A 19461-nucleotide genomic window follows, 5' to 3' on the forward strand; every position below is an offset into this window, starting at 1 on the left:
AATCAAAACAGGCTGTTCAGCAAACTGTCTTCCTGAAAAAGGCTAATTGCTATGATTCCTGCAAAAATTAACGTGATGTAGGCTAAGGCAAGTTAAATGTCAGAACCGGACATTATTCCAACTCCAGCACATCCAAATCGGGGGAAATCATTTAGGCAGCAACGGCAGATTATTTTTCGGTAGAGTTCTCCAGAGAACGGAGCAAGTCCGCCAGCCGATGATCCAGCGCCTCTAAGGTGCTGGAAGAGAGCCCAGACAATATTTGTTTTTCGTTCTCGATATGCTTTTCTACAGCACGGTCAATCAGCGCCAGACCGTCGCCACTTAACTGCACCAACATACTGCGCGCATCATTCAAATTAACCATCCGGTTGATTAAACCGCGGGATTCCAGACGCTTAAGTCGATGTGTCATCGTGCCAGACGTGACCATCAACGTTGAGAACAGTTCTGTGGGACTCAGACTGTAGGGTGCACCAGCGCGACGCAGCGTCGCAAGCATATCAAATTCCCACATGCATAATTCGGACTCCGAGAATGTTGACTCAAGCCGCTGTTCCAGAAGAGCGGCACAACGCTTGAGCCGCCCTAAAGGGCCCATCGGACTGGAATCCAGGTCCGGCCGCTCGCGCTGCCACTGCTCCAGGATCACATCAACTGCATCTTTAGGGGGTTTAATCAGATCGCTCATTTATCTTGACTTCAAGGTAATTGCTGTACAGACTGATTTTATCTTGAATTGAAGGTAAATGCAAAACCATGAACCCCTCCCTCTCTCTCTCATACTGGCGAGATGTACTCCTGACCTCACTGGCTCCGGCTATCTGGGGCTCAACCTATATCGTGACAACTCAGCTTCTGCCACCAGACCGGCCATTTACTGCGGCACTGCTTAGGGTTCTTCCGGCAGGAATTCTTATTTTGCTGTTTACCCGTCGCCTGCCTGCATACCGTGATGCAGGCCGATTGTTGATTCTCAGCGCACTTAACATCGGATTTTTTCAGGCGCTGTTATTTATTGCCGCTTATCGGTTGCCCGGAGGACTGGCCGCAGTGTTAGGGGCAATCCAGCCGTTGCTGGTTATCATGCTGAGCTGGGCGGTTGATCGCCGCACGCCAGAAAAAATCACTCTATGGGCAGCACTCATAGGCGTATTCGGTATGGCAATATTGTTGCTTTCGCCACACACAATATTTGAACCTGTCGGAATTGCTGCTGCTTTGCTGGGTGCGGGTTGCATGGCAACTGGCGTCTGGCTGACCCGCCGTTGGCAGATAAATTTGCCGGTAATGGCGCTGACTGGCTGGCAGCTGGTGTTGGGCGGAATGATGTTAGCGCCTGCTGCATGGCTGATTGACGCACCGTTACCTACGCTGACTGCCTCACAATATGCCGCATACACCTACTTGAGCTTTGCAGGCGCATTTGTGGCTTATGGCTTATGGTTTCGTGGAATTACACGTCTCCCCGGCGTGGCGGTCGCGTCACTCGGGCTACTCAGCCCTTTGACCGCTGTTTTACTCGGCTGGTTAATCCTTTCTCAAGTCATCAGCGGCACGGCTTTTGCCGGATTCGCCATCGTGCTGGTCAGTGTACTGGTTGTACAGCGCACGTCTTCCCGCACTCCTTAACATTTATTACTTTTAAACTGAACAGGATATAGAAATGACAATTTCGGTACATGACGCTATCACCTCGCGCGTTTCAATTAATCGTTTTCAACCCGGCCGTCCACTTGAGGATGATGTTATTGCCGAGTTGGTGCGTCTGGCGACCAGAAAAGCTGCGAGGTGAGTGTGAGTTCTATTTAGACGGTATAAATCAGCCAGGATTGGGGAACATCAGGTTTGCAGGACAGTGAGGCGAACACCGAATGGAGGATGAAACAGTCCGGCATGGACGATTTGCTGGGATAACAACCCTAGGCTCGGGTATCGTGACCCATATCCAGGGTTGTCCTCCTCACCGCTGCTATTCCGACCAGTATCAGCGAGCCAAAGAAGTAGCAACAGCCTTGATCACCATTGTGGATGGCTGGCGTAGGTTTTGCCATCCTGCGTTGGGTTGAAGTGGCACTCAATTCCTCAGCCTAAAGTCGGGTATTGGAAATCGAGCAATCATGCCACTTTCACGCACTTCACCCCCGCATATCTTTAGGTGCAAAACCATATTTTTGCGAAAAGCGACAGAAAAATGTGCGGGTGAATAACCGACATGATAGGCCACTGACGAGACGCTAACCTCCCCCGTCGACAGCATGCGCCAGGCCGTTTCCAGCCGCAGCGTCTGCAAATAGCCATAGATGCTCTGATTGAACAAGCGCCGAAATCCTGCAGTCAGTTTACGCGTGTTCAGGCCGACTTTTGCACTGAGGTCACGAATGGAGGGAGGCGTATCAATGTGTTCTGCGAGCAAGTTTTTAACATCATGCAGCCGGGCAATATCGCAAGAACTTAAACGTAACGTTGATTGCTGTAACGACCTGTCTTCACTCACCAAACTATCCAGCGTGTGGGCGACGATCTCAAGCGCCTTGCCGGTCATGTACAGCTGACGAGCGACGCCTTGCAACGGGTTGGTAAACAGTTGGGCTCTGAGGCCGCTCAGGCATTTCGGCGTCGCCTGAATGCGCATGCCTGGATTTGCGGATAAATCGAGCTGCATGCCAGCCGTCAGGGTGTTGATGGACTCGGTGCAAAGATGCTGGCTTAACGAGTGCGTAGAGATATTAACGGCGGTGTAATTCAGATCGGCACCAGGCAGTAAGCATTGACTTGCGTGCGCTAAATCCTGACTCCAGACAGCACAAAGGGCCGGGCCTTTGATATGCCGCTCTGCTTGCTGAGGGAAGCGGCATAGCAATTCACCACTCTCAATGATGATAATTTTCAGACCCACAAACAGCTGCTCATCCTGCCAGATCGCCCGTTGCGGGTTAACGCTGCCGCTGCTCAGTGAAATATCACCGCGTAACAACATCTGTACTCCGCCGTCACCTTGCTGGCTGAGGTTATTCTTTCTGGCGGAAAGCTTCTGCGAAACCATCGTTAACCTTACCGTTGAGATGAGTGATATTGATAATCATTCTCACTCTAAGTGTTTTGTAAATGCCTGTCTATTAGTATATCGAGACACAAACCGTCTATTGGCAGCAGAATCAGCACAGATCCTAAATAAACTTCCCGGTCACGCCGGGAAGTTTCATTTTGCATGTTTTCTAAAGAAAGAGTTCGGCAAGCGAAAGTGTTGCTGATTGTCTGTCCACATTCTCACTGACACACTTTTAGCCGACAAAAAAGTCGCTTCTATTGTGGAGAATACCTTGGAAAACAATAATAAAAATTGGGCGCGCTGGACCTCGCCCCTTACCTGTCTGGCGCTGTTAGTCCATGCACATTGTGCGCTGGCAGAAGATACCTTACAAGTCACGGCAGACAGCAAAACGGCACCAGAGAAAGGCTACGTTGCACAGACCAGCACGACGGCAAGCCGCACCAATGAATCCATCCTGGCCACGCCCCAGTCGGTATCGGTGATCACCCGTAGCGAAATGGATGATCGTAACGTACAAAGCACCACCCAGGCCCTGCAGTACACGCCGGGGGTTTTTGCCTCAACCTCTGCGATCTCTTCCCGCTTTGATTACTTCAACATCCGTGGTTTTGATTCAACACTGAACGGGACTTTGCTGGATGGATTGCGATCCACGACTCAGCAGTCCTACGTTCAATACCAACCTTACGGATTGGAACAACTGGACGTACTGCGTGGCCCCAATGGTTTCCTCTACGGAGCCGGATCGCCGGGTGGCATCATCAACGCCATCAGCAAGCGCCCCACCTTAAATGCACAACATGAAGTCGCCATTCAGACCGGCAGCCATGGCCGCATGCAGGGACAGTTCGACACCTCGGGGCCGCTAAACGATGATAAAACACTGCTCTACCGCGTGGTGGGTGTCGGGCGGGACAGCAACACCCAATTTGATAACGTTCCTGATGACACTCTGTATCTGGCGCCTTCATTGACCTGGCGCCCTGATGCAGACACATCATTGACCGTTTTGGCCTCGGTTAGCCGCAATAAATTTGGCCCGCCACGCCCTTACCTGCCACTCTATGGCACCTTGCTCAGCAACCCTAACGGCCAGGTTAACCACAACAGTTATCTTGATGGGACCAATCTCGACAACCATATGACCCAGAGTAATCTGGGTTACGAACTGGACCACCATTTTGGCGATCGCTGGACCTTCCATTCCGCCAGCCGCTACACCGAAACTGACCTGATGACGCAAACGCTTTCAGGCGCGTCGCTGGCGGCGGACATGCGTACGCTGAATCGCGTGGCCTATGAGTTCGGTATCAAAGGGAAAATCTTCGCCACCGATAACAACCTCAAGACCGAATGGGATGCGGGACCCGTTCACGGCTCCAGCGTCGCAGGCGTGTCGTTCCGCCACACTGGTGAGGATTACTATCTGAATTATGGCCGGGCCAGCAGCATTGATATTTACCAGCCAACCGGCAATGGCCGTTTCCCAACGACCTCGCCGTATACCAGCACGCAGCAGAATGCTAACGAAACCGGCGTTTACCTCTCTAACAGCCTCGCGCTGTTCCAGCATCTGAACCTTGACCTCTCTGCGCGTCAGGATTGGGCTTCGGTGAACACCAAAAACCGCCTCAACGACACTTACACTTCGCAGGACGATCAGCGCTTCACCTGGCGGGCGGGCTTAAGCTGGATAACGGATATTGGTGTGGCACCTTATGTCAGTTATGCCACCTCGTTTGCGCCAGTGCTGGGCACCAATTTCTATGGTGAAACCTACAAACCCACCACCGGAAAACAGTGGGAAGTGGGTGTGAAGTATCAGCCAGAGCAGTTCGATGCGCTGTTTACGCTGGCATGGTTCGACCTGACGCAGGACAACGTGCAGACCACCGATCCTGACAATTCGTTGAACAAAATTCAGACCGGACAGGTTACTTCGAAGGGGATCGAAGCCTCAGCCACCGCCAACCTCACCGACGACTGGAAGCTGATTGCCAGTTACAGCTGGAACAATCTTGAGACCAGTAAGACCACGGTGGCCGGTGCACAGGGCAAAACGCCCACCGCCATGCCCGAACACATGGCCTCTCTCTGGAGCAATTACACCGTCGCGAGTGGCCCGCTGGCTTCACTGGGCTTAGGCGCGGGTGTGCGCTACGTCGGCTCGACCTGGGCTGACACCAACAACACCATCAAAGTACCGGACTACACCGTGGTTGATGCCGCCATTCACTACGACCTGGGTCAGATCAACGCCCATCTCCATGGGCTGAATGTGGCACTTAACGCCAATAACCTGCTTAACAAACATTATTGGGTGAGTTGCTCAACCACCACGTGCACCACCGGTTATGACCGCTCGTTAAGCGCCACTTTGTCCTATCGCTGGTAAGTTAAGGAAAACATCATGATGAGAAAATCTAACCTGATAATGTTGCTGTGCGCAATCTGCCTGATGTGCAGTGCTTCTTCAGCATGGGCAACGATCACGGTCACCGATATGCTGCAGCGTAAGGTGACTCTGCCTGGACCTGCAAAACGCGTGGTGCTGGGAGAGAGTCGCCACATCATTACGCTGGCATTGCTGGAGAAAGATCCTTTCCATAATCTGGTGGGCTGGGGAGACGATCTCCAGCGCTACTCACCTGCCACCTGGGAGGCGATAAAAAACAGTATCCCGCGGCCAGCCACATTCCGGTGCTGGGCACCATGAACAGTGGCACCTTTTCTATGGAAGCGACGATCGCGGCTAAACCCGATCTGGTGATCTTCACCCTGTATGGACCGATTCCACCGGGGCTCGATGCTCTGGATGCGGCCCACATTCCCTATGTGTTTGTTGATTTCTTCCGTAAGCCGCTGGTGAACACCGTGCCAAGCCTGAAGATGCTCGGTCAGTTACTCGGTCAGGAAACGCAGGCAGAACAGGTGATCGCTTTCTGGCAACAGCACATGGATGAGGTTGCAAAACGCCTGGCAAATGTCAGCACGCGTCCCTCGGTATTTTTCCATCTCAATCCGGGTAAAGGCGACTGCTGCTTTACCTCGGGACCCAGCAATATGAGCGATTTCATTGCTGCGGCAGGCGGACATAACATCGGCGCCGATATGCTGAGCGCGCCAATCGGCAAACTGAACCCGGAATACATCCTGTCACGTAACCCTGATTTTTATCTGATGGGCGGTGGCTCCGCCGTGAGCCGCGACGGATTACAAATCGGCACCGGAGCCGATGCAAAGCAGGTCGCCCAGAGCAGTCAGCATCTCCTGACCGCGCCAGAAATCGCCCATTTACCGGCGGTCAAAGCCGGGCATGCGGGTGGCGTATGGTTATTCTTCTTCGACAGCCCGCTCTATTTCGTCGGGATCGAGGCCATGGCGAAAATGTTCCATCCCACGCTGTTTGCTGATGTGCATCCTGAGTCGACGCTAAACACCGTGACCAGCAAGTGGTTGTCGGTGCCGCTGAAGGGCACATTCTGGACGGCACTGCCTGCGAAATAAGCACTGCAGGGCAGCGCAGTATTGCGCTGCCCTTGGGGAAACCACGATGAAATCACCCTCGAAGCTTCTGACGGCGCAGATCCTGCCCGCGCTGTCGCTTAACCTGCTGTCAGGCATATTGATCACCGCCAGCTATCTGCTTCAGGCATTGCTGTTCACGCAATTGATCATCGGGCTGAACGCATCCACATCGAATACGCTCATGATGCTGATTGTGATGCTGGCGGGAAATGCACTGCTCAGGGCCGTGTTGATTGGCTTCAGGGCCATGCAAACCGAGCAGTTAGCCGCAAATGTGCGCACCCGTTTGCGCCAGCAACTGTTTCGCCCTCTGCTGACACCTGGCTTTGACGTCATGCAACACCATTCAGCGACAAAATTACAGGTCACGCTGGGCGAGGGCGTGGAAGTGATGGAAGGATTTTATAGCCGTTATCTGCCCGCGCTGCTGCTGGCTTTACTCAGCGGTGCCGCCACGGTGATCACCCTGGCCAGTTTTGACCTGTTCTCGGGCGCGATATTGCTGCTGTTTATGGTGGCTTGCCCGGTACTGGATCATCTGTTTATGCGTCAGCAACGTCAGCATATTGTGGGGGTGTTTGCGGCCATGCAGCGCTTCGCAGAGGATCTGATGGATGCGCTACGCGGCATGCTGACGCTCAAAGCCTGTAATGCTGTGCCACGCTTTCGCGAAAAAATGGCAGGTCACGCGGCATCACTGCGCCACGAATCCATGAAAACCCTGCGAGTGACGATGATGCGCGGCGGCATTACTCGCTTCATATCGTTATTAGGAACTTGCGGGCTTCTTATCATAAACGCCTGGCGCACGATGCAGGGTGCAGTGGATCCCGCCTTGTTGCTATTAACGCTGTTTATCACCTGGGAGGCGTTTCGCCCTATCCTTCAGCTGGAAACGGTATTCCATACCTTGTGGGCAGCGCAGGAGATGCGCCCGGCAATACAGGAAATGGCCGCCTCCACTGCTACCGTCCACGACCCTGATTTTCCCCACCCGATGCCGGCTGGTCACACGCTGCGTTTAGAGGCGATCACTTATCGCTGGCCAGGCCAGCCAAAAGCGCTGTTCAATAATCTGACGCTGACCATTGCAGAGAATCGCCACACCGCCTTCATCGGGCCTTCAGGGTCGGGCAAGAGTACCCTGTTCCAGCTGATCACCCGGTTTATCGCACCTGAATCAGGCGCAATTTTTTGGGGGATGAGCCGATCAGTGAACTTTCGATTGCCGCATTTCGCCGCCGTGTAAGTTGGGTGTCGCAGCAGGTTTTCTTAATTGACGGCACCCTGGCTGAAAATTTACGGTTGGGCCGCCCTGACGCCACTGAAGCGGCCATCTGGCAGGCATTGCAACAAGCGCAACTGGCAGAATGGGTTCAAACACTGCCTCAGCGCCTGAATACACTGGTGGGTGAAAATGGCGGATTGTTATCCGGCGGGCAGCGGCAACGGCTTGCCATCGCGCGCGCGTTGCTCAAACAGTCCCCCATTCTCATTCTGGATGAAATCACCTCGAATCTTGATGTCGTCAACGAGGCAGCCATCCAACGGGTCATCTCATCACTCAGCGGTCATTGCACACTCATTAGCATTGCACATCGGCTGAACACCATTGCGCAAGCCGATCACATCGTGGTGCTGCAGGACGGTGACATCATCGAACAGGGTTCACCCGCCAGTTTGAGGCTTGAAAACGGCTATTACGCTTCGCTGCTTCAATCGCAGGAGACGACCCATTGAACACCAGAATCCCGCCTGTTGCCCCATCACTTTGGCGAGCGCTGCTCTCGCCACTCAGGGCACATCAATCCCGGCTTTTCTCCACGCTAATAGCCGGGACCGTGGCGCAATGCACAACCTTCGCCTGCATGATTATCTCGGGCTGGATCTGCACCCTGGTGCTCAGCGGTTCATCGCCCGATACAATGTGGTTCTTCACCGCTGTTCTGGCCTTCTGCATGGTGCTTACCGCTCTATCCCGCTGGGCACTGGCGTGGTTGTCACATGACCTGGCCTTCGCACTGATTGAAACGCTGCAAATGGGCATTTTTGATGGCATCGCACGTGCCACACCCGGACGTTCACATCAGCATCGTATGGGGGATGTCGCGGCGACAGCCACCAGCGATGCCGAGCTTATGGAGCGTTTTTATGCGCACATGCTGGTGGATTATCTCACCGCGTTTCTGATGCCCGGCATTGCCTCGTGATATTGCTGTTCGTGAGCCCCTCGCTGTGCATGGTTTTTTTGCCTTGTGTGTTGATGATTGTCGTGGCGCCGTTGTTCACTGCGCGATGGGCGAAAGAAAAGGGAAAGGCCGTCGCAGAAAGCAAAAGCGTATTAAACAGCCATATTGCTGAACTCGCACAGGGCTGGAGAGACATTCAGATGTTTGGTGCTGAAGGTCGCTACAGCATGACGTTGCAACAGGCCAACGCCAGATTAAACAACGCGCAACGCAAATACGGGGCGCGTAGCGGACTGGAGCAGGGATTACGCGATGGCCTGATGGCGCTTTCACTGATTGCATTGCTAGTGGCCACTCTTTACACCCATCACCACACGGGCCTGCCGCTCACCTGGCTGCCGTTTATCCTGAGTATCGGCGCCGCGGCAATCGTTCCTCTGCTGGAAGTTTTGCAGGTCGGTGGGCAATGGGGCGCATTGAGAGCCAGTGCCGAGCGCATCTTCTTACTTCAGCACCTACCTGAACAGCTTCATGACGGCCTGGCGTCAATAACCCCCCAGGGACATCGACTGCAATTTAACAAAGTCAGTTTTTGTTATCCGCAAAGCGATACCCCGGTGCTGAATAACCTGAGCTTCACCATTGAACCGGGAGAAAGAGTCGCCATCACGGGGATGTCGGGCAGCGGTAAGACCACCCTCGCCTATTTATTGCTGCGATTCTACGATCCGACATCAGGTACGCTTTCACTCGATGGCACAGACATGTCGGCATTTAGCCTGAAAACGTTGCGACAGCAGATTGCCTGGGTATCGCAGGAGAGTTGGCTGTTTAACGATACCATTGAGAACAACATTCGCCTGGGCCGCCCCGATGCCACCTTTAGCCAGATTGAGCAGGCAGCGAAATTTGCACGCGCGGATGAATTTATCTGCGTATTGCCACAGGGTTATCAAACCGTCTGCACAAAAGGAGGCGAAAACTTGTCGGGAGGTCAGCGGCAGCGTATTGCGTTGGCACGAGCTTTAGTCAGTGACGCACCGGTGATAATACTGGATGAAGTCTCTGCCGGGTTAGATGGGGAAAATGAGCGCCAAATCCTTGCCGCCCTTACGTCTCTTCCCAAAAACCGCACCCTTATTATGATCGCGCATCGTATCCCGATGCTGAAATCCGCCAAACGCATTCTGCTATTAGCCAATGGACATATTGCAGCATCGGGCAGTTTCGAGGCATTAACTATCGCAGGTACATCGCTCTCAGTATTACTGGAGAATATTCACGCGAAGTAAGCGTATCGTGATGTCGCGCTCATGAGGGTCCAGCATCAGATAGTCCATCATGTTGACGCCTTAATATTTGGCGTCACAATTCCCTTTGAAGTCGATTACCCCATAATCTGTTTAGAGATTACAAAACCACCACTTTCAGCTCAGCCCTCCCCTGAACTCACTCAAGTATTTTCACTCACCATTCGCGACTTAAATTTATCAGCGCCCATACAAATACCCTCCCTACAGTTTTCGATGCGGTTACCGATAACAAATTCCGTATTCGGTATTTTCAGTGACGCATGGAGCATGCTGGAAAATGTAGACGTTCATTGTGTTCCAGTTGGGTGGAAGGTAAATCATGTTTAAAACATTACGCTCGCGTTTAATCGCAATCAGCGTGGTCATCACGGCAGTATCACTTATCGCTCTTGCCCTTTTTACCTACACAACGGTGCGAGCAAAAACACTTGAGAGCATTGATGAACGGATTGGCCAGCTCTCTCGGGTGCATGCGGCTGATCTGGCTGGCTGGGCTGCGGAAAAACAACGTATAACCGGCTCGATTAAGACGGCTTTCGGTCGTCACGATGATGCTGTGCCTTTTCTTCGTGCTGCGATCGAAGCAGGCGAATTTGATGATGCCTATATCGTCTATCCAGAACCGCATTCTCATGTTTTCGTTCATCCTATGACAGCAACGTACGATGGCAGCCAGCGTCCCTGGTATCTGGAAACGGTGAAAGCCGGACATCCGGTTTTATTGGATCCGTATGTCGATGCTTCGACTGGCAAACTGACCATTACCTTTGCTCAACCCGTTATCGAAAATGGCAAAACATTGGGTGTGGTGGGAAGCGATGTGCACCTTGATACCGTTTCAAACACCGTTAATGCCATCCATCCACTCGAAAAGAGCTTTGCATTCCTGGTGGACAATAGCGGCAAACTGATTGCCGCGCCGCAGTCAGACCTTATCCTCAAGCCATTAACCGAATTGTCACCTTCGCTGGATATCAACATCATCCACAATCTGGCCAGCAATGGCGGCCATGCCGAACTGACCATCGGTGGAGAACAGCAGTTTGTTTTTGCATCGCCCGTAAAAGGAACAACCTGGTCGCTGGTCATTGCTGTTGATCGTAATGAAGTCACGGCATCACTTTCTGCCTTACAACGCGAGAGTATTCTTATTACCCTGGTTTGCCTGATGATTACTGCGCTTATCGCCGGGTTGATATTCAATCAGCAGTTGAGAAGACTGGCCATTTTACGCGATGCATTGGAAGACGTGGCGTCAGGTGAAGGTGATCTTACGCGTCGGCTGGATGTTCAGGGTGGAGACGAACTGGCGCACATCTCAGCGGCATTCAACCAATTTGTCGGTAAACTCTCGACAGTGCTTCTTCGCGTGCGTGAAGGTGCAAACAACATCGCTCTGGCATCAACAGAAATCAGCGGGGGCAACAATGACCTGGCTTCTCGTACCGAAGAACAGGCAGCAAGTTTAGAGCAAACGGCAGCAACCCTTGAGGAGCTGACGTCAACGCTCAGCAATACTGCAAATAATACTGAGCAGGCACGACAGTTTGTCAGCGGTGTGGCTTCAGCGGTCAAAGATAACGGCACCGTGATGAACGCTGTCTCTTCGCGGATACTGGAAATCTCAAACGATTCGAACAAAATGTCCGAAATTATTAAGGTCATTGACGGCATTGCTTTCCAGACCAACATTCTGGCACTCAACGCGGCTGTAGAGGCTGCGCGAGCAGGAGAATCGGGCAGAGGTTTTGCGGTCGTCGCCAGTGAAGTCCGTAGCCTCGCACAGCGCAGTGCTGGCGCGGCACGCGAGATTAAAACACTGATTGATGACACGGTTTCACGAGTGGCTTCAGGCCGGGAACTGGTGGTAAAAGCGGATCAAGGAATGGCAGGCATTGTGTCTGATATTCAGAATATGACGCAGCTGATTGATGAAATTGCGCATGCCAGTCGTGAGCAAAGTGATGGCATTGGTCAGATCAATATTGCGATGGGGCAAATTGACACCACGACGCAGCAGAATGCCGCCCTGGTTGAAGAATCGGCCAGCGCAGCACAATCGATGTCAGAGCAGGCGGCATTGATGGCCTCTCTGGTCAGTTCATTCAAGTTGATGGATAACGCTGATTCAATGTCATCCAGGCTTGCAGGTGACGTGACAAAACGGGTTATCTCTCCCTCTAAACCACGGTCAGTGCCGGCCACTGCAGGTACCTCACTCGAGGATAACTGGAGTTCGTTCTGATCCCTTAAGACATAATAAGAACCAGGCATTCCCTCGTGCCTGGTTCGCTTCCGTTCCCACCATCACTCTCTGCCAAACCTGCCTGATCAATCGCGAAAACGAAGCGCTTCTAAGTTCCGTGAGAATGCTGTTGAAAAGCCGCCAACAGCTCGCAGGAAGCTCCTGTGCTCAGCCTCCCATCACCAACCCGCCATCCACATACAGCGTTTGCCCGGTGACAAACTCGCTCCACTCTGAGGCTAAAAACATCACCGGACCGGCTACATCCACGGGCTCGGCAATACGGCGCAGTGGCGTTTGTGCGGTGATAAATTCGCGCACGTCTTCCCGCGTGGCACTACTGGCATCGGTGGGATACACCAGACCCGGTGCGACGCAGTTAACGCGAATGCCCAGCGGCCCCAGTTCTGCCGCGAGTGACCGGCTGAAGCCTATCAACGCAGATTTCGCCGTGACGTAATCGTGGTAAGGCACCGATGGACGGGCCACCAAATCACTGGAAAGATTGATGATGCTGCCGCGCGTCCGTGAACGCATCAGCGGCAACGCAGCCTGGCAGACGTTATAAGCTGCGCCGACGGCACCCTCAAACTGGTTCTGGTAACCCTGCCATGAGGTTTCCCAAAAGCGCTGTCGATTATCGGTATCGAAAACATAGGGCGCGAAAGCATTGTTAACCACCGCATCCAAACGGCCGGTGGTGTGGGCGATCTGTTCCATCATCGCCGCCACCTGCTCCGCTGATGTGACATCGGCGCGAATGGCTAAGGCTGAACCGCCCAGCGCTTCGCAGCACTTTACCACTTCCATCGCCGCTTCTTCACTGCGCAGGTAATTCACCACCACCAGCGCGCCTTCTGCAGCGAACGCTTTCGCGATAGCCGCGCCAATTCCCCGGCTCGCGCCCGTCACCAGAATCGTTTGATCAGCAAACTTCATAGGTTACCTCCTGTAGAAAGACATGGGTTCAATCCGCATACGGCGCATAGCGCTCGGCGGCAGTTTCGGCAGATGCCTCAATTTCCGTGATAGTGACCAGATCCAGCAGGCTAAAGCGCCCATCGTGATGCCATCCGGCGGCGGGCGACGTCATGCTGCCAAAGGCGGTAATGCGGGTAATGCCGGCTTGTCCCAGACGTGTAGCGAGGTGGAACAGTTCTTGTGGCTCGGCCGCTACCGCCGCCGTTTGCAGATAGATTTTCTGCTGCGCCATCAGGGCAATGGCGTCGTCGATCTCGTCAACGGCCACCACTTTTAGCGTGCGCCCGAGTGCCGAGGGCGTCAGGGCTTCGGGCCCGTCTACTATCACCACCGCCCAACCGTCTGAGGGATCGCCAAACAGGATGCGATCGCCCTGCAAAGCGCGAACCTCTTCACGGCTGCGCCAGGCGGCTACGCTGTTAACTTCAGACGATGACAGCGCACGACGCGGATATTTATGCCCCAGCGCACGCAGTTCATGGGCAATATATTCCGCAATTTCCTGCGGCGTGATGCGCCCTCCACGTTCAATAAACAGCATTTGCGGTGAGTAACAGCCTGCCTGGTCATAACGCATCACGTCGTAGGCTACGCGATGCGCCAAATCGACGCCCTGCCTTGTGTCCAGCGCTGAACGAGCGACCAAACCCACGCTGATTTTATGGCCGTGCGGCAGAAAACGCGTCGTCACCGGCAGTTGCTGTTTGATAGCAGCCAGCGCTGCGTTTCCGCCGTACGCCATCACCACGTCAGGCTGCGTAAACCAATGTTTCTCTGTCTCCGCATCTCCGCCTTTCCACCACACCACTGCCATGCACTCGCCAAGTTGGGGATCAATCTCGGCCAGCAGTTGGGCAAACCAGCCCGCCATCAGCGGTTCGGCACCGGGCAGTTTGCCCACGGTGCCCGCTTTTACCAGCAATCCACAAATCAGGCTCCAGAGCGGCAAGCCTGGCACGTTCCCAGCCCAGATATGCAGCAGAAGATCGGGGCCAAACGCCCGCGCGAAACCGCCATTGGCTCGCGGCTGGAAGTCATCCAGCAGTTGTGGATCGTTGAAGTCTTCGGCCAGAAATCGCTTGAGCTGTGGCTGCCGAAAGGTTTTGAGGTATCCGGTCAGCCCAAGGCGAATCATCTCGGCATCGTAGCCGGTGACAATCGGCAGCAGCGTTTCGGCTTTGCGGCGCAGCGGATGGCTTCGATCCAGTAAACGCGCAATGGCTTGATCAATAATCGCCACGATCTTCGCCACGCTGAGCGTCTTTAAATAGGCGCGAGCGTGATCGCGCACATGCGCGCTGACGGCGGCGATCTGTGCCGAATTAAGGTCAGGGACGTCAACATCTAGATGCTGGCCGTGATGGCTAAAACTGAGCGTGCGCCACTGCACGTCTGCCGGTGATAAGCATCCCGGCAAATAGCCCGCGATCTCTTTCACACCGTACCCTGCGCAGCAGCCAAAAATTCTTCCATCGCCAGTGAACAGCCTTTCGCATCCGCCCCGGTGACCCGGCCCAGCAAATGGAAGCCGCCCGCAACTGCCCGGCCAGCATCTTCCGTCAGCAAGGCTGAAACCGAATTGAAATGGGCCAGATCGTGGTGCACCAGCACTCCGACTTCCCCTTCCGGCACCTCTTCGCCGGTCAGCGGATTGACCACGCGCGTGCGGATCCAGTGCGGGCCGGATTTCACCGATGGGCTGGCAACATTGCCCTCGTCATAGAATTGGCTGCTCAGTTCGGTCATGCCGTACATGTTGATGCAGTGTGTGCGCGGCACACCTAAAGCAGCACTGAGTTCGGCGTAAAACTGTTCGGCTTGGACCTCCCGAGATTGCCCCTTAAACCCGCCGGTATCCAGAATGCGGCTGCCAGCCGCTAACGCAAAGCGGCGTCCCTGGCGTTGCATCTCGTCCAGCAGATGGACAAAGCTGTAGCTCGCGCCCAGCAGCGCATAAGGTTCGCCCTGCGATTCCGCCTGTTCCAGTGCAGCAAAAAGGCGATCCATCGCGATTCCGCTGTCATCCAGCAGCACTTCACTCTTTGCGGTGCCGAACGTCTCAACCGCTAAGGTGAGGTAATGCGCCAGCGAAGAGTTGGGCAGCGTCTGGTTATCGGGGAACAAAATACCCATGCGAATCCGCTCATCATTCGCCATAAAGCGCTGGCGGAAATTCTGCGTCATCGAGCATTTCCATACATCGAGCGTCGGATGATAGCTGCGCCCCTTCACTGTGCCGGTAGTACCGCTGGTCATAAACACCGCTTCGACGTCATCGGTGGCATGGCAACTCAGGGTCAGATCCTTAAACGCGGTAATGGGAATCGCCGGAATGGCGCGCCAGTTTTTTACCGTAAACGGCGTGCGACCGCGCTGGATGGCGAAGCGGCGATAAGGGGCATTGTGTTCGAATTGATAAGCGAAGATGGCGAGCGCCAGGCGGTTAAAGTCGTCGTCGGTTGTGTCCTGACGCTGAATAAAATTCAGCAAGGCGTCGATCAAAGCAGCTTCGGTCATGAGCGGGTCCACCTGTTGCGATTGCGCGAAATCTCTCAGGCCGGGCCTGATGAGGAGAGTCTGTCCGCTACAAAGCACAAAGATGGAATCAGGGCGCAGTGTCACCCTGTGTTCCGCTCCCTACGCCGGTATTAGCCGGATCAGGTTCGGAGGGTCACTACGTTGCCAGCGTGAAAAACGCCAGCGGGTAGAATCTCAGCCCGCTATCTGGGCACCCCTTGGAACAAGCCGCAGTCTAGGGTGTTGCGCGCAGGGGTGTCAAGCAAGGTGGATGCCGCCCGCATCGCTAATATCAGCGCGACGGGCGGCGACAGATTCAAGCGGTTCTGAATCTGCGGGTGAGCGGTTTCTCGACTTCGACAATCAAAAACATCACAAAACCGATGATAAAGGTGATCACCCAATAGCGGAATGGCAGTCCAGTGGTGCCGAACAGCAGCTGCATAAACGGCGCGTAGATGATCAGTAATTGCAGCACCAGCAGAACCGCACTGACGATCCAAATGCCTTTGTTCATCAGCAGCCCTTTGCTCAGTGAAAAGCCGTCTGACACACGGCAGTTGAGCATATAAAACCACTGCGCGGTCACCAGCGTCTGCAACAGTACGGTGCGGATAAACTCCGGTGAATAGCCTCGCGGCTGCAACCAGGCTTCCAGCACAAACGCACTAATCGCAATCATCGAACCGACAAACACCACGCGCCAGATGGCGAATCCATCCATCACATGCAGTTTGGGATCGCGCGGTGGCCGACGCATGATGTTTTTTCACCCTCCTCAAACGCCAGACCAAACGACAGCGTGGCCGACGTCGCCATGTTCATCCACAAAATCAACACCGGTGTGAGCGGAATGAGATTCCCCGCCAGCAGCGCGATGATGATCAACAAGCCCTGCGCCAGGTTAGTGGGCATGATAAACAGGATGGTTTTTTTCAGGTTATCGTAAACCCGGCGCCCTTCTCGCACCGCGCTGGCAATCGTGGCGAAGTTGTCATCCGTTAGCACCATATCAGCAGCTTCTTTGGTGACTTCGGTGCCTTTAATGCCCATAGCAATGCCGACATCAGCGCGCTTCAAAGCGGGCGCATCGTTCACGCCGTCCCCGGTCATGCCAACCACTTCTTTCTTGCTCTGCAGCGCCTGAACCAGGCGGAATTTATCCTCCGGACTGGTGCGCGCGAAAATATCATACGCCTGCGCCGCCTCGCTCAATTGGTGATCGTCCATCACTTCCAGTTCACGCCCGGTGATGGCCGTGCCCGCATTGCCAATTCCCAACATCTGACCAATGCTCATCGCAGTTTGCGGATGGTCGCCAGTGATCATTTTGACGCGAATCCCGGCTTGCAGGCAGTCACGAATCGCGGTGATAGCTTCTGGACGCGGCGGATCCATCATTCCGGCAATACCGAGCAGAATCACGCCCTGCTGCAGATCCTGATGCGTCAGTTCAGTTTGACCCGGCAACGCCGGTTTCCACGCTGCGGCCACCATACGCAGCCCTTCGCGCGCATACTCTTCAATCTTGCCTTCCCACCAGCTGATATCGAGCGGCTGCAACCCGTTCTCGGTTTGCTGCTGCTGGCAAAGGCGGAACAGCACATCCGGTGCACCGGTGATCAGCACCCGCTCCTCATCGCCAATGCGATACAGCGTCGACATATATTTGTATTGCGAATCAAACGGAATCTTACTGCGCAATTCAGTGGTGACCACCGGCAGTTGCCCTTTGGCGGCCAGCACCTTGAGCGCCCCTTCGGTCGGCCCACCGGTAATTTTCCATAACCCGCTTTCATCCTTGATAAGGTGGCCGTCATTGCACAAATCGATGGTGCGTAAATAGTGTTCCAGCACCGACCCCGCGCTCACCGTAATGGGGGTTGCATCATCCACTTTGTGAATAGCACCCACCGGCTCATAGCTATCACCTTCTACCCGATAAATATGATCTGCGGTGATCACCGCTTTGACCGTCATCTCATTCATGGTCAGGGTGCCGGTTTTATCCGAGCAGATCACCGTCATCGCGCCCAGCGTTTCCACCGTCGGCAGCTTACGAATAATCGCCTGCTGCTTCGCCATGGTCTGCACGCCCAGCGAAAGAATAATAGAGATAATGGCCGGTAAGCCCTCGGGCACGGACGCCACCGCCAGGCTGATCAACGACAGCATCAGTTCAGAGACCGGCATATCGCGGAACAGCAGGCTGAAGACAAAGAGCGCGGCCATCATCGCCAGAATGATCAGGAAAATGGCTTTGCCTAACTTGTCCATTTGCACCAGCAGCGGTGTGCGGTGTTTTTCGATGTCGGACATCATCTGATTGATGTGCCCCAGTTCGGTCTCTCCGCCAGTCGCGACCACCAGCCCTTTGCCGCCGCCAGAACTCACAGTCGTCCCTGAAAATAGCAAATTGGTGCGGTCGCCCAACGGAAGTTCCCCGAACAACGCATCGGTGGTTTTTTCCACCACGGTGGATTCCCCGGTAAGTATCGCCTCTTCGACGCGCAAGTTGTGGGCTTCAATCACCCTTAGATCGGCGGGAATACGGTCCCCAGCGCGGATTATCACCACATCGCCCGGCACCAGCGCGGTGGTCGGCAGTGTTTCGGGGTTGCCCGCGCGGATGACCACCGTTTCGCTGGAGAGCATATTGCGAATGCTTTGCAGGGATTTTTCCGCGTTACTCTCCTGGATATGGCCAATCAAGGCGTTAACCACCGCCACACCCAAAATCACCAGCGTATCTACCCAATGGCCCATCACCGCCGTGAGCAGCGCGGCGGCCAGTAACACGTAAATCAGCACATCGTTAAAATGGGCGAGAAAACGCAGCCATGCAGGCTTGCCAGGCTTTTGCGGCAGGGCATTTTCACCATATTGTTGTAAGCGTGCCGTTGCTTCGCTGCCTGTGATTCCTTCGATTGAACTCTCTGTCTGGCTCAACGTTTCATCGACAGAGAGCTGATAGTACGACCGGTCCGATTTAGCAGTATTCATCGCTTTCTCCTCAAATCCTGTTTCGGAAGCCAAGGCGGTGACATCGCGTTATTAACAGATCCACTTCAAATACAAAGACAAACATCCACGCACTGCCTGAGGTGAGTCCCGTTTATAACTGAAAGATATGTCATTAATGGCTGCTCATTGAAATTGAGCAGGGAAATAATCTATACGGCGAACTTTGACAAGAGAAATGAACGTTATAAACGTAGCACAGGCCATTCAACTCACTCTGCTTTTATGAGAAAAGTTATCCGTAATAAAAAACCAGCTTACAGGCAGACTTTAAACCAAGGATAAATAAGCCAATTTTAATGACGATAAATTAAACCGCCCCTATGTTAATGAAATAGCGGGAAAAGCTTAACTTTGTTCTTATGTTGTTATCATGGTTTATAACTCTGTTTATAACAAATAATTCAGATTTAAATTCCATGAGTTGCGCCAAAGATATTGCATTTATCAAACTTTACATTTTTGGAAATACGCAGCTATGCTCATGCATAACAAACAAACCTTAACCGTCACTCCTATCCGTCCGCAGTGAGATGACTCTATTTCGCCCACTGTTAATGGAGGTAACGATGCCGGACTATAGTCTGCTCCGCCTGAGTCTTTATGTGGTTC

The 19461-nt window shown here is 53.8% G+C and carries 12 protein-coding genes, 2 pseudogenes and 1 riboswitch; of the genes and pseudogenes, 8 read left to right on the forward strand and 6 right to left on the reverse strand.

What is annotated here, in order from left to right:
- Positions 1-169: 169 nt before the first annotated feature.
- The gene (locus HA45_RS19300; protein ID WP_100700206.1) at positions 170-691 is read right to left on the reverse strand and encodes a MarR family winged helix-turn-helix transcriptional regulator; all 522 of its coding nucleotides are present in this window, start codon (positions 689-691) and stop codon (positions 170-172) included.
- Positions 692-759: 68 nt separating this feature from the next.
- Here HA45_RS19300 and HA45_RS19305 point away from each other — a divergent pair, with 68 nt between their 5' ends.
- Positions 760-1632, forward strand: coding sequence for an EamA family transporter (locus tag HA45_RS19305; protein ID WP_100700207.1), 873 nt, complete (start codon positions 760-762; stop codon positions 1630-1632).
- A 445-nt stretch (positions 1633-2077) separates the two neighbouring features.
- On the opposite strand, the gene HA45_RS19315 is transcribed toward HA45_RS19305, so the two are convergent.
- The gene (locus tag HA45_RS19315; RefSeq protein ID WP_158087321.1) at positions 2078-2899 is read right to left on the reverse strand and encodes a helix-turn-helix domain-containing protein; all 822 of its coding nucleotides are present in this window, start codon (positions 2897-2899) and stop codon (positions 2078-2080) included.
- A 424-nt stretch (positions 2900-3323) separates the two neighbouring features.
- Between HA45_RS19315 and HA45_RS19320 the strand changes: the two genes are divergently transcribed.
- The 7 genes and pseudogenes from HA45_RS19320 (at position 3324) to HA45_RS19355 (ending at position 12330) form a co-directional block, all read left to right on the forward strand.
- Positions 3324-5450, forward strand: coding sequence for a TonB-dependent siderophore receptor (locus HA45_RS19320; protein ID WP_205960921.1), 2127 nt, complete (start codon positions 3324-3326; stop codon positions 5448-5450).
- Positions 5451-5465: 15 nt separating this feature from the next.
- Positions 5466-5771 carry a hypothetical protein gene (locus HA45_RS19325; protein ID WP_128599001.1) on the forward strand — a complete coding sequence of 102 codons (306 nt, stop codon included), beginning with the start codon at positions 5466-5468 and terminating at the stop codon, positions 5769-5771.
- Positions 5768-6562 (forward strand): ABC transporter substrate-binding protein, encoded by a 795-nt coding sequence (locus HA45_RS19330; protein WP_128599002.1) that lies wholly within the window; start codon positions 5768-5770, stop codon positions 6560-6562. The genes HA45_RS19325 and HA45_RS19330 overlap by 4 nt, the downstream gene beginning before the upstream one ends.
- A gap of 46 nt (positions 6563-6608) precedes the next feature.
- Positions 6609-8323, forward strand: a pseudogene (locus HA45_RS19335) (ABC transporter ATP-binding protein/permease).
- A complete protein-coding gene (locus HA45_RS19345) occupies positions 8320-8793 on the forward strand; it encodes an ABC transporter ATP-binding protein (RefSeq protein WP_128599005.1) in 474 nt (157 codons plus the stop codon). Before HA45_RS19335 ends, HA45_RS19345 begins: the two are co-directional and overlap by 4 nt.
- A 53-nt stretch (positions 8794-8846) precedes the next feature.
- Positions 8847-10064, forward strand: coding sequence for an ABC transporter ATP-binding protein (locus HA45_RS19350; protein WP_244563478.1), 1218 nt, complete (start codon positions 8847-8849; stop codon positions 10062-10064).
- Between the two features lie 340 nt (positions 10065-10404).
- Positions 10405-12330: a methyl-accepting chemotaxis protein gene (locus HA45_RS19355; RefSeq protein WP_100700213.1), complete on the forward strand. Its 1926-nt coding sequence runs from the start codon at positions 10405-10407 to the stop codon at positions 12328-12330.
- A 168-nt stretch (positions 12331-12498) separates the two neighbouring features.
- Here the strand turns inward: HA45_RS19355 and HA45_RS19360 are convergent, their stop codons facing one another.
- From HA45_RS19360 to HA45_RS19375, 4 genes and pseudogenes are all read right to left on the reverse strand, one after another.
- A complete protein-coding gene (locus HA45_RS19360; RefSeq protein ID WP_100700214.1) occupies positions 12499-13269 on the reverse strand; it encodes a 3-oxoacyl-ACP reductase in 771 nt (256 codons plus the stop codon).
- Between the two features lie 28 nt (positions 13270-13297).
- Positions 13298-14749 (reverse strand): acyl-CoA reductase, encoded by a 1452-nt coding sequence (locus HA45_RS19365; protein ID WP_100700215.1) that lies wholly within the window; start codon positions 14747-14749, stop codon positions 13298-13300.
- Entirely contained in the window at positions 14746-15828 is a 1083-nt protein-coding gene (locus HA45_RS19370; protein WP_100700216.1) for a LuxE/PaaK family acyltransferase, read from the reverse strand. Before HA45_RS19370 ends, HA45_RS19365 begins: the two co-directional genes overlap by 4 nt.
- A gap of 99 nt (positions 15829-15927) precedes the next feature.
- Positions 15928-16057: riboswitch (TPP riboswitch) on the reverse strand.
- 87 nt (positions 16058-16144) lie between these two features.
- Positions 16145-18831: pseudogene (locus HA45_RS19375) on the reverse strand (cation-transporting P-type ATPase).
- Positions 18832-19461 lie beyond the last annotated feature (630 nt).

Origin of the sequence: Pantoea rodasii, assembly GCF_002095465.1 — a bacterium.
Lineage (GTDB): Bacteria > Pseudomonadota > Gammaproteobacteria > Enterobacterales > Enterobacteriaceae > Pantoea > Pantoea rodasii.